The organism is Bradyrhizobium genosp. SA-4 str. CB756, assembly GCF_000473125.1.
GTDB classification, from domain to species: domain Bacteria; phylum Pseudomonadota; class Alphaproteobacteria; order Rhizobiales; family Xanthobacteraceae; genus Bradyrhizobium; species Bradyrhizobium arachidis.
In genome coordinates, this window is the sequence record NZ_KI421499.1 from 5,051,085 (window position 1) to 5,064,469 (window position 13,385).

The 13,385-nt window shown below is 63.9% G+C and carries 14 protein-coding genes; 6 read left to right on the plus strand and 8 right to left on the minus strand.

Going from position 1 to position 13,385, the window contains the following annotated elements:
- Positions 1–150: 150 nt before the first annotated feature.
- On the minus strand, positions 151–1,368 hold the full coding sequence (locus BRAGE_RS0124600; RefSeq protein ID WP_027558527.1) for an NAD(P)/FAD-dependent oxidoreductase: 1,218 nt from the start codon (positions 1,366–1,368) through the stop codon (positions 151–153).
- A 228-nt stretch (positions 1,369–1,596) separates the two neighbouring features.
- On the opposite strand from BRAGE_RS0124600, the gene BRAGE_RS0124605 reads away from it, so the two are divergent.
- Both BRAGE_RS0124605 and BRAGE_RS0124610 read left to right on the plus strand, forming a co-directional pair.
- On the plus strand, positions 1,597–2,391 hold the full coding sequence (locus BRAGE_RS0124605; RefSeq protein WP_027558526.1) for an enoyl-CoA hydratase/isomerase family protein: 795 nt from the start codon (positions 1,597–1,599) through the stop codon (positions 2,389–2,391).
- On the plus strand, positions 2,388–2,993 hold the full coding sequence (locus BRAGE_RS0124610) for a histidine phosphatase family protein (protein ID WP_027558525.1): 606 nt from the start codon (positions 2,388–2,390) through the stop codon (positions 2,991–2,993). Before BRAGE_RS0124605 ends, BRAGE_RS0124610 begins: the two co-directional genes overlap by 4 nt.
- Here the strand turns inward: BRAGE_RS0124610 and BRAGE_RS0124615 are convergent.
- From BRAGE_RS0124615 to BRAGE_RS0124630, 4 genes are all read right to left on the minus strand, one after another.
- Positions 2,953–4,293, minus strand: a complete 1,341-nt coding sequence (locus BRAGE_RS0124615; protein WP_027558524.1) for a TRAP transporter large permease — start codon at positions 4,291–4,293, stop codon at positions 2,953–2,955. The genes BRAGE_RS0124610 and BRAGE_RS0124615 overlap by 41 nt on opposite strands.
- Positions 4,290–4,868, minus strand: coding sequence for a TRAP transporter small permease (locus tag BRAGE_RS0124620; RefSeq protein WP_027558523.1), 579 nt, complete (start codon positions 4,866–4,868; stop codon positions 4,290–4,292). The genes BRAGE_RS0124615 and BRAGE_RS0124620 overlap by 4 nt, the downstream gene beginning before the upstream one ends.
- Before the next feature lie 207 nt (positions 4,869–5,075).
- Positions 5,076–6,071, minus strand: coding sequence for a TRAP transporter substrate-binding protein (locus BRAGE_RS0124625; protein WP_027558522.1), 996 nt, complete (start codon positions 6,069–6,071; stop codon positions 5,076–5,078).
- A gap of 56 nt (positions 6,072–6,127) precedes the next feature.
- Complete coding sequence (locus BRAGE_RS0124630; protein WP_035731450.1) at positions 6,128–7,840, minus strand: IlvD/Edd family dehydratase; 1,713 nt, start codon at positions 7,838–7,840, stop codon at positions 6,128–6,130.
- 174 nt (positions 7,841–8,014) lie between these two features.
- On the opposite strand from BRAGE_RS0124630, the gene BRAGE_RS0124635 reads away from it, so the two are divergent.
- A complete protein-coding gene (locus tag BRAGE_RS0124635) occupies positions 8,015–8,701 on the plus strand; it encodes a GntR family transcriptional regulator (protein WP_027558520.1) in 687 nt (228 codons plus the stop codon).
- A 17-nt stretch (positions 8,702–8,718) separates the two neighbouring features.
- Here BRAGE_RS0124635 and BRAGE_RS0124640 read toward each other — a convergent pair whose 3' ends face one another.
- The 3 genes from BRAGE_RS0124640 to BRAGE_RS0124650 form a co-directional block, all read right to left on the minus strand.
- Complete coding sequence (locus BRAGE_RS0124640) at positions 8,719–9,177, minus strand: MaoC/PaaZ C-terminal domain-containing protein (RefSeq protein ID WP_051377995.1); 459 nt, start codon at positions 9,175–9,177, stop codon at positions 8,719–8,721.
- Positions 9,178–9,276: 99 nt separating this feature from the next.
- Complete coding sequence (locus tag BRAGE_RS0124645; protein WP_027558518.1) at positions 9,277–9,690, minus strand: hypothetical protein; 414 nt, start codon at positions 9,688–9,690, stop codon at positions 9,277–9,279.
- Between the two features lie 21 nt (positions 9,691–9,711).
- Positions 9,712–9,975 carry a GlsB/YeaQ/YmgE family stress response membrane protein gene (locus tag BRAGE_RS0124650; RefSeq protein ID WP_027558517.1) on the minus strand — a complete coding sequence of 88 codons (264 nt, stop codon included), beginning with the start codon at positions 9,973–9,975 and terminating at the stop codon, positions 9,712–9,714.
- A gap of 192 nt (positions 9,976–10,167) precedes the next feature.
- Here BRAGE_RS0124650 and BRAGE_RS0124655 point away from each other — a divergent pair, with 192 nt between their 5' ends.
- The 3 genes from BRAGE_RS0124655 (at position 10,168) to BRAGE_RS0124665 (ending at position 13,371) form a co-directional block, all read left to right on the plus strand.
- Positions 10,168–11,073, plus strand: coding sequence for a transglutaminase family protein (locus BRAGE_RS0124655; RefSeq protein ID WP_027558516.1), 906 nt, complete (start codon positions 10,168–10,170; stop codon positions 11,071–11,073).
- 31 nt (positions 11,074–11,104) lie between these two features.
- A complete protein-coding gene (locus BRAGE_RS0124660; protein ID WP_181411689.1) occupies positions 11,105–11,935 on the plus strand; it encodes a potassium channel family protein in 831 nt (276 codons plus the stop codon).
- 443 nt (positions 11,936–12,378) lie between these two features.
- Complete coding sequence (locus BRAGE_RS0124665) at positions 12,379–13,371, plus strand: TAXI family TRAP transporter solute-binding subunit (RefSeq protein ID WP_231164305.1); 993 nt, start codon at positions 12,379–12,381, stop codon at positions 13,369–13,371.
- The last annotated feature ends 14 nt before the right edge of the window (positions 13,372–13,385 follow it).

The following is a 13,385-nucleotide window of genomic DNA, read 5'->3' on the forward strand; positions in this document are numbered from 1 at the left end:
GGGGAGAGGTCGGATTGCATCGCAGATGCAATTCGGGTGAGGGGGTACAGGTCTCACGATCATCTCATCTGCGGATAGAGCCCCTCACCCCTGCCCTCTCAGCGCGAGCGAAGCTCGTCGCGGCCCCGCAAGCGGGGAGAGGGAGAAAACTCACGCCAGCGCGCTCTTCAGGTCGAAGCTTTCATCCGCGGCCTGCTCCGGCGTGATCGAGCGGTCCATGCTCTGCAATCTTCGGCCGAACATGTGATCGCCGGCGCGGTTGATCGATTCGATGCCGAGCAGTCTGTCGCCGTGATAGCAGAACGCGGAAAACGCCTTCCTGGCGGGATCGCCGCGCAGCACGACGCGGTCGTAACCGGTGGTGAGGCCGGCGATCTGGAGCTTGTCATCGCCCTGGTCGCTCCAGAACCAGGGATGGCTGTCGTACGGCTTCTTGTCGCCGGTCAGGCGTGCGGCGAGGCAGCGGGCGTGGTCGGTGGCGTTCTGCACCGATTCCAGCCGCAGCGAGCCGCCGAAGCGCGGGCTTGCGAACAGCGCGCAATCGCCGATCGCGGAGATGTCAGGGTCGGCCGTCGACAGATATTCGTCGACGATGATGCCGGCCGCGACCGGCAGCCCCGCCTCGGCCGCGAGCTCGATGTTCGGCAGCACGCCGACGCCGACCACGACGAGATCGGCGGGCAGATGCCGGCCGTCGCTCAAGGACACGCCGGTGACCTTGCCGTTCTCGGCTTCGATGGAGGTTGCCTGCACGCCGAGATGGATGCGTATGCCGACCTCGCGGTGGCGGTCCTGAAAATATTCCGAGACCTCCGCCGTCACCGCGCGCGCCATCACGCGCGGGGCGAGCTCGAGCACGTCGACCTCGAGGCCCTTGATCCGCGCGGTGGAGGCGAATTCGAGGCCAATGAAGCCGGCGCCGATGATCACGGCGCGCGTCTTCGACGGCATGATCTGTCGCAGCGCCTCGCTGTCGTCGAGGATGCGCAAGTATTTCACGTCGGGCAGATTGGCGTTGGGCAGGTCAAGCAGCCGGTTGCGCGCGCCGGTGGCCAGCACGAGATGGCCGTAAGGCAACGTTTCGCCGGATGCGAGGAGGACTTTGTGCGCGGCGCGGTCGATCGACACGGCGCGGCCGGCGATCAGCTCGATCTTCTGGTCCTGGTAAAACTTCTCGGGGCGGAACATCAGGCTCTCCGGCCCGGCCGAGCCCTTGATGTAGCCCTTGGACAGCGGCGGCCGCTGATAGGGCAGATGCGCCTCGTCATTGATCAGGCTGATAGGCTCGGCAAAACCCGCCTGGCGCAGCGATGCCGCGACCTGATAGCCGCCATGGCCGGCCCCGACGATGATCACCGGACCAGTCATTGCAGCAGTCCACTTCCGGAGACACGAGCGTCACCCATGTCGTCTCCTCTCTCGCTGATTTTGGTTTGCTGGCCTTACGAGGATCCGGCGCTCGTGTCCGTCCCTTGGCGAAGGCGGGGCCATTTGAGCCTATCGTTTCGCGTTACGCAAGGGCGGCGACCGGGGATTGTCTCCCCCAGCCATCTGCGATTTAGTTGCGACAACGACCTCCTGCCGGAGATATTCCAGATGCCAGCTCCCCTCTCAAAGCCCGACGATCCCGCCTTGCTGCGGATCGACGGCCCGATCGCAACCATCACGCTCAACCGCCCCACAGCGTTCAACTCGATCAACCTTCCGATCGCGCAGAAGCTCGAGCAGCTCGCGGCCTATATCGAGGGTGATAGCGCAATCAGGGTTCTGGTGATCGAGGGCGAGGGCCGCGCCTTCTCGGCCGGCGGGGATCTCCAGACGATCGGCGCTGCGGCCGAAGCGGGCACGGTGACGCCGGTCGTCGGCGAGCTCTTGAAGCACTACCACGCCTTCATCGAGATCATCAGGCGCATGCCGAAGATCTCGCTGTCGAGCGTGCACGGCTCGGCCGCCGGCGCCGGCATGGGCCTCGCCTTCGTCACCGACCTCTGCATCGCCGCCGAAGACGCCAAATTCACGCCGGCCTATGCCAAGATCGGCGTGTCGCCGGACGGCGGCTCCACCGTCGGCATCGTCGGCACGGTCGGCTCCCGCCGCGCCCTGCAGATCTTCCTCGCCGAGGACAATTTTACCGCGCAGCAGGCCCATGAATGGGGTCTCGTCGCCAAGACCGTTCCCGCCGCGGAGCTGAAGGCGGCGACGCGACAACTCGCCGAGCGCCTGGCGCAGAATCCGCCGGCGGCGATCGCGGGCACCAAGCAGCTGGTCTACCAGGCCGCCGCCACGCCGGTGAAGCAGCAGCTGGATGCCGAGGAGCACAAGATCGTCATGGCGATGAACACTGAGGAGTTCCGCACCGCTGTGAAGAAATTCACGAGCAAGTCGAAGTGAAACCCGCGCGCAGTTTCTACGGCCTTCGTCACGGCGCGACCGACTGGAATCGCAAGGGGCTGTTCCAGGGCCGGACCGATAATCCGCTGAACGAGGATGGCCTGCGGCAGGCGCACGAGGCCGCGCACATGTTGCGCGATATCGGCATCAACCGCATCGTTGCAAGCCCCCTGGTGCGCGCGTCGCGGACGGCCGAGATCATCGCGGACGCAATCTCGGTTCCGCTCGCGATCGACGACGGCATCATCGAGTTCGATTTCGGCAGCTTCGAGGGCCTGCCCGTCCGCGACCTCATGATCAAGCACGGCGTCACCTCGGCGACGGGCCTCGTCTCGATCCTGCCGGCCGACGGCGAGAGCTGGGATTCCATGGCCGAACGTTCGCTGGCCTGTGTCTCCAAATGGCTCGACCGCTATCCCGGCGACGACCTCCTGTTCGTTTGCCATGACGCGGTGATGCAGGCCATGGCGAACGCGCTGTGCGGCAGCTACTTCAAGAACAGCCACGGCACGCCGTTCCGCTACGTGCGCGAGGGAGCCGACTGGCGCATCGAGCAAGTCGCTATTGCGGACAGATATAGCCCGTCCCCGCCGGCGACTTGAAGCAGCCGACCGACTCGGGGAGCACGTGCCGCGGCAGCCACAGCACGACGCTCGGGAAGTAGATCGCGAACGCGATGGTGGCGAAGAACACAAGGTAGATTGGTAGCGCCGCGCGCAGCGCTTTCGCAAAGCTGATGCCGACGAATTTCGAGGCCATCAGCAGCACCAGCCCATAAGGCGGCGTGATCAGGCCGAAGGCGAGCGTCGCGATCAGCACCACGCCCATGTGGACGCCGTTGATCTCGCCGGCCTCGGTGAGCGCATTCACCAGCGGCATGAAGATGATGATGGTCGGCACCGGCTCGATGAAATCGCCGACCACGGTGAACAGCAGCACCATCAGCAGCATGATCAGATGCGGGTCGTTACCCGCGATCGAGGTGATCATGTCCGCAATGTAACTGGCACCGCGCAAATAGGCGAGCATCCAGCCGAAGGCGTTGGCCGCGCCGATGGTGATCAGCGGCAGCGAGAAGATCAGGCCGGCGAGGCAGAAATCGTACGGGATCTTCCTGATGTGGCCACGGTTGAGCGCGGGGATCACGACCAGGATGATCCAGACCACGGCGACGACGCCGGCTTCCGTCGGCGTGAACCAGCCGGTGAGGATGCCGCCCAGCAGAATCACCGGGATCATCAGCGGCAGAGCGGCGTCGCCCGCCGCGAACACCACCTGGCGCAGCGGCGCGCGCGGTTTGCGCAAGCCCGACGGACCGAAGAAATAGCAGTAGATCATCAGCCCGAAGCCGATCATCAGGCCGGGCACGACGCCGGCCATGAACAGGCCGGCAATGGAGACGTTGCCGACCGCGCCGTAAACCACGGCCGTAATGCTCGGCGGCACCAGCGCGGCGATGGTCGAGGCGGAGGCGATGATGGCGGCGATGAAGGCGGGCTCATAGCCCTCGCGCTTCATCGGGCCGCCCAGCGCGCGGCTCATTACCGCGACGTCGGCCGTGGTCGAGCCGGACATTTCCGAGAAGAACATGCTGAAGACGACCACGACCTGCGACAGCCCGCCCCTGATGTGCCCGACCAGCGACACCGAGAGATTGGCTATTCGCACCACCACATTGGCCGAGCTCATGAGCTCACCGACCAGAAGGAAGAACGGGATCGCCAGCAGCGCCTCGGAATCGACGCCGTCAAAGATCTTCTGGATGATCGCGGCGAGCGAGACGTCCGACAGGATCGCGCCAATGAACACGCCGGCCATCAGAGAGAACGGTACGGGCACGCCGAGATAGCCGAACGACAGGAAGCAGATCGACATCAAGGCGAGGACAACAGGTGCGCTCACGGCTGCGCCCTCATCTGCGCGTCGGTGACGACAGGCGCCCCATCCTCCTCGGGCGGCTCGGGGCGGTCAAAGCCGTTGCGCAGGCCGTTGACGAGCTGCTCGATGGTGAACAGGCCGATCAGCACGCCCGACAGCGGGATGATCGCGTAGAGCGAAGCGATCGGCGTACCCGACGGCAAGCGGAAGCTGCCGAAGCCGCGCAGATAATTCTGATAGCCGTACCAGATCAGGCAGAAGGCGACGCCGAGCACGACGAGACGGATGAGGACCTCGACGATGAGCCGCGACGTGCCGTGCATCGCCTCGGAGATCGCGGTGAGATAGAGGTGGTCGTTGCGCCTTGTCGCCGCCGCGGTGCCGATGAAGATCGCGTAGATGAACAGTGTCGACGTCACCTCCTGCAGCCACAGCCAGGGATGGCCGATGGTGCGGGTGACAATGTCGGCGGTGACCGACAGCGAGAAGCCGAAACAGAGCAGGCCGCAGAGGATCATCAGGGTAAGCTCGAGCCAGTCGAGCGCGCGCCATTTCAGGTGGCGTTGACGGCGAACGAGCAGTTTGTCGGCGATGGGCATTTACGTCCTCGTCGTCGTGGTCTCGTGCGGAATGATATCAATTTGGATCGGCTACTGCGGATCGGTTTAACCTCTCCCGCTTGCGGGAGAGGTCGGCGCGAAGCGCCGGGTGAGGGCTCTCTCCTCATTGGGAATCCCACTGCGGAGGCACCCTCTCCCCTACCCTCTCCCGCAAGCGGGAGAGGGAGCGCACCGTCTGCCGTCGTCTTAATTGATCGACCGGATCAAATTCTTGATCTTCTCGGCGTGCGGGCCGAGCTCCTTGGCGAGCTTGTCGAGATAGGGATCGGCGATCGCCGTAAAACTCTTCTTGTCGACGTTATCGACGACCTTGACGCCCATCTTCTTCAGCTTCTCGGCCGCGGTGCGTTCGAGCTCGAACGCCTTGGCCGGCTCCTTGGAGCTGATCTCGTTGGCCGCGGTCTGCACCCATCCCTTCTGCTCGGGCGTGAGGCTCTGCCAGAGCTTGTCGGAGATGAACACCAGCGCGTTGTTGGCTTCATGCTCGGTGATGTTGAGGACGGGCGCGACCTCGTAATGCTTGTTGACGAGGTAGACGTTGATGCTGTTCTCGGCGACGTCGACGACGCCGGTCTGCAAGCTGGTGTAGACGCTGCCAAACGGCATGTGCACGGTTTGGGCGCCGTAGGCCGGGAACATGGTGTCCTCGGTCGCGGTCGCCTGCACGCGGACCTTCAGCCCCTTGATATCAGCCACATTGTGGATCTCCCGCTTCGAATACATGTGGCGCACGCCTTGCGAGCCGGTCGCGATCACGTGCAGGCCCTGCGTGGTCTCGTCGATCATGGTCTTGAGCGCTTCGAACACGCGGGGATCGGCGAGGCCCTTGATGACGTGGTTCTCGTCGCGGAACAGGAAGTGCAGCGACATCACGCCGGCCTGCGGCGAGATCGTCGCGGTGTTGGCGGAGGAGATGATGGCGAATTCGACGTCGCCGGCCTTCACCAGCTGGAGCACCTGCGGCTCCTGCCCGAGCTGCGCGCCGGGATACTGGTCGATGATCATGGTGCCCTTGCTCAATTCCTTGAGCTTGTCGGCAAACAGGTCGCCCGCGATCGAATAGCCGGTGTTGCGTGGCTGGTCGTAGGCGAAGCGATAATGCTTCACCTCCTGCGCCCCGGCCCCCGTGACGAAAAGCATGGCGGCGACGGCCGCGAGCCCACGCATGGATCGTGCAATCATCGTTTCCCCCTGTTTTATCGCCCGCCGCTTGTGCGGTCTGAGCGTTCGTTCGAGTGTTAATCCGTCTTTGGTCCAGTCCTCTGCATGAAGTCGAAGTCGCAGCCCTCGTCGGCCTGCAAGATGGTCTTGTCGAATAGCCAGGCGTAACCTCGCTTGGGCTCGTCCGGCGCAGCCGCCGGCTTCAACGCCGCGCGTCGCCGCTCCAGCTCGGCGGCATCGACCAGCAGCTCGATGCTGCGCCTGGCCACGTCGAGGCTGATCATGTCGCCGTTCTGCACCAGCGCCAGCGGTCCGCCGACGGCGGATTCCGGCGTGATGTGGAGCACGATGGTGCCGAACGCGGTGCCGCTCATGCGCGCGTCGGAAATACGCACCATGTCCTTCGTGCCGCCGCGCGCGAGTTTTTTCGGGATCGGCAAGTAGCCCGCCTCCGGCATGCCCGGCGCGCCCTTCGGGCCGGCATTGCGCAGCACCAGCACGTCATCGGAGTTCACGTCGAGATCGGGATCGTCGACCCGCAGGGTCATGTCCTCGACGGATTCGAACACCACCGCGCGCCCGGTATGCTGCAGCAGCTTCGGGCTCGCGGCCGACTGCTTGATGACCGCGCCGCGAGGCGCGAGATTGCCGTGCAGGATGGCGAGGCCGCCCTCCTTCTTGATCGGATTGTCGCGCGAGCGGATCGCGTCCTGGCCGGGCACGTCCTCGGCATTGGCGACGACATCGCGCAGCGTCTGGCCGCTGATGGTCCTGGCGTCGAGATCGACGAGATCGCCGAGCTGCGCCAGCAGCTTCGGGACGCCGCCGGCGTGGTGGAAATGCTCCATGTAGTGCTCGCCGGACGGCTTGAGATCGACCAGCACCGGCACCTCGCGGCCGATCTGGTCGAACACTTCGAGGTCGAGCCGATGCGGCGAGCGATGCGCCATCGCGGTGAGATGGATCAGGCCGTTGGTCGAGCCGCCAATCGCCTGGAGCACGACCTGTGCGTTCTTGAAGGAGGCCGGCGTCAGCAGCTCGCTCGGCTTCGGCCCCTTGGTCTTGGCCATCTCGGCGGCAACCCTGCCGCTGGCTTCGGCGAGACGGAAGCGCTCGGCATGCGGCGCGGGGATCGTCGCGCTCATTGGCAGCGACAGGCCCATGGCTTCGATCATGCAGGCCATGGTCGAGGCCGTGCCCATCACCATGCAGGTGCCGACCGATGGCGCGAGGCGTCCGTTGACGGCCTCGATCTCGGCATCGTCCATGTCGCCGGCGCGATATTTCGCCCAGAGCCGGCGGCAGTCGGTGCAGGCGCCAAGCACCTCGCCCTTGTGATGGCCGACCACCATGGGGCCGACGGGAATGACCACGGTCGGCAAATCGGCGCTGATCGCGGCCATCACCTGTGCAGGAAGAGTCTTGTCGCAGCCGCCGATCACGATCACCGAATCCATCGGCTGGGCCCGGATCATCTCCTCGGTGTCCATCGCCATCAGGTTGCGCAGATACATCGAGGTCGGATGCGCAAAGCTCTCGGCGATCGAGATGGTCGGGAACACGAACGGCATCGCGCCCGACAGCATCACGCCGCGCTTGGCGGCTTCGATGATCTGCGGGACGTTGCCGTGGCAGGGATTGTAGTCGCTATAGGTGTTGGTGATGCCGACGATCGGGCGCTCCAGCGCGTCGTCGGAATAGCCCATGGCCTTGATGAAAGCCTTGCGCAGGAACAGCGAGAAGCCGGCATCGCCATAGCTCGTCAGACCCTTGCGCAGACCACTCGTCATCATGCCAACTCCCTACGTTGCCATTGTGGTACAGCCTGCCCCTCGATTGTCAATAAGATTGGTCCATATTGTCGCGCCTTCTGGCCTTGAGCGCCACATGGGGCGCGAATTATTGACAATCTGTTCCTTCCCTGCTCCACAGGGCGGACCGGCGAGCGGCCGGAGGCTGAGGGCATGTCCGACATTCGCACCGCAGACAGCATGCCGGTCCGGCGCGACGATCCGGATGACGTCGTCGCGCGGCTCGAGGAGGACATCATCTTCGGCCGTCTGCCGCCGGGCGCGCGCCTGACCGAAGACGCGCTGATGTCGCGCTACGGCACCTCGCGCCATTTCGTGCGCCAGGCGCTGGTCGATGCCGAGCGCCGCGGCATCGTCCGCCGCGAGAAGAATGTCGGCGCCACCGTGCGGTTCTATTCGGCCGAGGAGGTCCGGCAGATCTACGAGGTCCGGGAGATGCTGACGCGGCAGGCCGCGCTGATGATCCCCCTGCCCGCGCCGCAAGCCCTGATCGACGAGCTGACCGCCTTGCAGAAGCAGTATTGCGCGAAGGCAGACATACGCGACATGCGCGGCATCCACGAAGCCAACGACGCGTTCCACGTCGCGCTGTTCTCGGCCTGCGGCAATCCCTATCTGGTGCGCTCGCTGCAGGACTACATGAACCTGACGCTGCCGATGCGCGCGAAGAACCTCGCCGACCGCGAGGGCCTCGCGCAATCGCGCCGCCAGCACGAATTGATGATCGAGCTGCTGAAGGGCCGCGACAGCTGGGCGCTGGCGCAGCTTTGTGTGGATCACATGCAGTTCAGCAAGGCGGATTATCTGGCGCGGATCGCGGGGGAGGAGGCGCGGCGGTAGAGTTTCGCTTCGACGTCTCAGGAGCTAGCGACCGGCCGGCGCGCGACGAGGACTGTGCCGATACATTGCAGCACGATTTCACGCTTTTGATTATGGAGATGGATCTGGTTGCGGACGATACCCCTGTCGGAATGCGACTTGGTTTCGTGCTTCTCCAGAATCGTCACATCAAGACCAAGCTCGTCTCCCGGGCGCACCGGCGTGGGCAACCTGAGTTCATCAAAACCGAGCCCGGCCAGGACACGAAGCGAGAACGGCTGTGTCTTGCTTAACAATGAAATGAGGATTGCGAAGGTGTAAGCACTTGATGCCGTCAGCCCCGCAAAGACCGAGCGTGCGGCAGCTTCCTCATCTACATGAAAGGGCTGCGGGTCGAACTTCTTGGCAAATTCAATGATCTCGTCCTTCGATACCTGATACGGGCCCGCCGTCCGCAATCTGCCGACCTCAGCTTCGTCGAAATACAGGATGGCCATCAACGCCTCCCAAGCGCTGGCTGGATGTGATGCAACCCTACCCGTCCCGCCGCTCAAGGTTCGCAGATGGTGCGGATCGGCGCTACCTCACACGCACGTTCAATACCGCCTCAGCAGGCCGCGATCCACACCGGCATCGCCATAGGCGGCGCAGGCCCGTTTCGGATCATTGATCAAGTCCGCGCGGACGCGCCGGAACGTTTTGCCGGCCGCGTCGGACACTTCGGGGCGGAATTTGCCGGGATCGTAGCTCTCGCCGTCGCGGGCCTTGATGGCCGCGGCATAGGCATCGATCATCGCCATCGCGGCCTCGGGGCTGCCGATCAGCCGGGCGCCGAGTTGAACGCCGCCGCTGCCGTCGACCTCGTAACCGTCGCATCGCTGCTCCAGCACCACCGATGCGGTGACGAGCTGGTCGAGGAACGTCGCCTCGGCGTCGCTGAGCGCTGCGGCTTGTGCCGGTCCCGACACGAGCAACGCGAGCATCGCGACAGCTGGCAGATTGATTTTCATGCCGCCGATCATGTGGACCGATCAGGCGCGCCCCTGACGACCCATCACAAGCCCGTACAGAAACAGGAGGATGATGGCACCGACCACGCTGCCGATGAAGCCGGCACCCTCCCCGAACCGATACCATCCCACGGCCTGGCCGAGCCAGGTCGCAACGAACGCGCCGATGATTCCCAGAACCGTCGTCAAGATGAACCCCTTGGGCTCGGACTTGTCGCCCGGCATGATGAACTTCGCGACGAGTCCAACGATGAATCCGATGATGATCGTCCAAATGATACCCATTCGATCGCTCCAATCGGTCAATTCGCGTAGCAAGGTCTGAAGGAAAGTGTGATCGTTCGAGGTGAAGCCAGAGGATCCCAGGCGACGTTGATCTAGATCAATGGGCAGGCGTCGCCAGACCGAAAGCTCAAATCCGCTCTTCCCGTGTGGGCAGGCGCTCAACGCGCGCCGCAACGCGAAGCGGATCGGTGCATGGCGATCATCGGCGAGATCACGCACACCACGACCTACCGCTATGCCAAGCCGGTGACGTTCGGCACGCACCGGGCCATGTTCCTGCCGCGGCGCGGCGCCTCGACCCGGCTGCTTCGCTGGTCCGCTTCGACCAACGTGCCGTCGAAGGTCCATTGGGTCACCGATTCCCGCTCCAATGCCGTCACGGTGATGGACTTCAGCGAGCCCGGCAGCGAACTGACATTCACCTTCAAGGTTCGCGGCCTCTATTTCGGCATCAAGGGCCTGGAATCGTTCCCGCTGGAGTCCCGTGCCGAGGAAGTCCCCGTGCAGTATACGCCGGATGAGTGGACCGACCTTGCAGGCTATCTGCGTCCGCATGCCGACGATCCGGACGGCAGCCATGCGGCCTGGACCAAGAGCTTCGTTGCCGGCGATCAGGACCGGACTGCCGACGTGCTGCGACGAATGCTTGGGATGTTTCGCAGCGAGTTCAGCTATCGCGGGCGAGAGACGGAAGGCACCCAGTCCCCTGGCGAGACGCTGCGCACGAGATCAGGGACCTGCCGGGATTTTGCCTGGCTGATGATCGAGACGTTGCGCAGGCTCGGCTTTGCTGCGCGTTTCGTCAGCGGCTATCTCTACGACGCCGCGCTCGACGGCGGCGCCGTGGGCATGACCGGCGCCGGCGCGACCCACGCATGGGTGCAGGTGTTTCTGCCTGGCGCCGGCTGGCTGGACTACGATCCAACCAACAGCCTGAGCGCCGGCTTCGATCTCATCCCGGTCGCGATTGCGCGGCATCCGGGCCAGGCCGTGCCGCTGGCCGGCTCGTGGTTCGGCGATCCCGGCGACTATCTGGGCATGTCGATCAATGTCGCCGTTCACAAGATCGGCGAAGTGCTCGATCCTTCGGAAGGATAGACTACCGGCACAGGCGCGGCGGTCGCTGACCATGGTGTTTGTTCGCAACAACGCAAAGGGACATGGGCTGCTCGGCGCCGTCGCCGCCCCGTTCGAGGTCCTGAAAGACCGGATCAGGCAACTCTACGAAGGCGACACGTTCGGCTGCATCAAATTCCGCTACGCCTTGCTCGTGCTCGACATCGTCACGGTCCTGTTCATCATTGCGACGTCGTTCCTGCCGCGCAACAGGGTCATCGAGTCGCTCGATGTCGTGTTCGGTGTGCTGATCCTTGCGGACTTCTCGGCACGGATGATCATCAGTCGTCAGCCGCTGCATGACCTCGCGCGGCTTTCGACCTGGACCGATATCGTCGTGATCATTTCCTTCCTGGCGCCGCTCGCCGGAGAAGCCGGCGGCTTCCTGCGTGCATTTCGAACATTGCGGCTGCTGCGCGACTATCAGATGGTGGCGCGGCTCCGGGTCGACAGCGCCTTCTTCCGCCGAAACGAGGAGGTCGTCTTCGCCGTCGCGAACCTGGGCGTGTTCATCTTCGTGATGACGGGGATCGTCTACGAGACCCAGAAGTCCCACAACCACCAGATCGCCAATTATGCCGACGCGCTCTACTTCACGGTCACCGCACTGACCACGACCGGTTTCGGCGACATCACCTTGCCCGGCACCGTCGGGCGCCTGATCACCGTCGTCATCATGATCTTCGGCGTGACCCTGTTCCTGAATCTCGCCAAAGCCCTGCTCGCGCCCTCGAAGGTGCGCTTTCCCTGCCCGGTCTGTGCCCTCCAGCGCCATGACGTCGACGCGGTGCATTGCAAGGCTTGCGGGACCGTATTGAACATTCCCGACGAGGGGATGGACTAGGCTGCAGCGGCGCTTGCCACGAAGGGCTTCCCTCGCCCCGCAGCGGGAGCACACCTGCGGAGCGAGCACGAACTGACGATAGAGCTAGCGGCAAGGTCCTGCTGCAGGCATTACTACGGAACGCTGCCGCCCCGGGCGCGTTGGAAGGCCGAGCTCTAGCCTCGGTCTTGCTTCGGACGCGGCAGGTGCAGTTTCCCGGAGCATCTCACGCCCAAGAGTGGGCTGACCGAGCAGGTTGAACAATGAGGGTCTGCGGAACGATGCGGGCCGGTTTGTTCATCGCATTGATTGCAGCGGCCTGGCTCGGCGGACAGGTCCAGAACTGCCTCGCGCAAAAGCCGCCACCCGCGTCTCCGAGCGATTCCACGAAGGCGTCTCCGAGAAAGGAAGCCATCCCCAGGAAGCAAACGGGACGATCTGCGGACCCGTACACGGTGGGATTCGTGACCGGTACGCCGCAATGCACTGAATTCGCGATCGCTCAGGACATTGCGACCACGCTCGCTACCGGCCAAGAGACCGGCCCTCATGGCGAGGTCGCCTTGCGGGTTCTGCCCATCGTGGGAAACGGCGGTATTCGTAACGTCCTTGATGTGCTCACGCTCGCTGGTGCCGACGTGGCGATCGCCCCTGTCGTCCTTGTCGATCGGCTGCGGGTGACAAGGACCTTCGGAGATATCTCCGACAGGCTGACCTACATTGCCCCGCTCCATATCGAAGAGTTCCATCTTCTCGCGCGACCGGAGATCGGAAGCCTGACGGAGCTGGCGGAAAAGAGGGTCAATCTCGGGGAAGACGGCAGTGCTAGCGCTATCCTCGGCCGCGAAGTGTTCAACCGTCTGGGCGTCAAGATCAGCGAGTCGAACTTGGGACCGGAGGCTGCGCTGGATGGACTGAGGAAGGGAGCTCTCTCCGCAGCTCTGTTAGTGTCAGGAAAGCCGGTGAGCTTCCTGACGCAGGTCTCGCAGCTCGATGGTATTCGCCTCCTGCCCATCCCCTACTCCAAAGAGCTGCTGCAACAAGATTATCTGCCATCGACGCTTCGCCATCAGGACTACCCGAATATCATCACGGCCGAAGCAAGCGTCGACACTGTCGCGATTAAATCCGCTCTGTTCGCCTACAACTGGCCGATCGGCAGCGAGCGATATCGGTTGCTGGATTTGTTCGTCCAGACATTGTTCACGCGCTTTCCCGAATTTCTCGGCGACGCGCATCATCCCAAATGGCGCGAGGTGAACCTGGCCGCGCTGCTCCCCGGATGGCGACGATTCCGACCGGCAGAGCGGTGGCTCCAGCAGCAATCAGGCGGCGAGGCCGCGCTTCGCAAGGCGTTCGGCCGGTTCCTCGAGGGAAAACCAACAGCCAATCCGCCAGACCGCGAAGAATTGTTCCAGGATTTCCTGCGCTGGAGAGAACGCAATCCCGCCAAGTGAGCAGGCTTTGACAA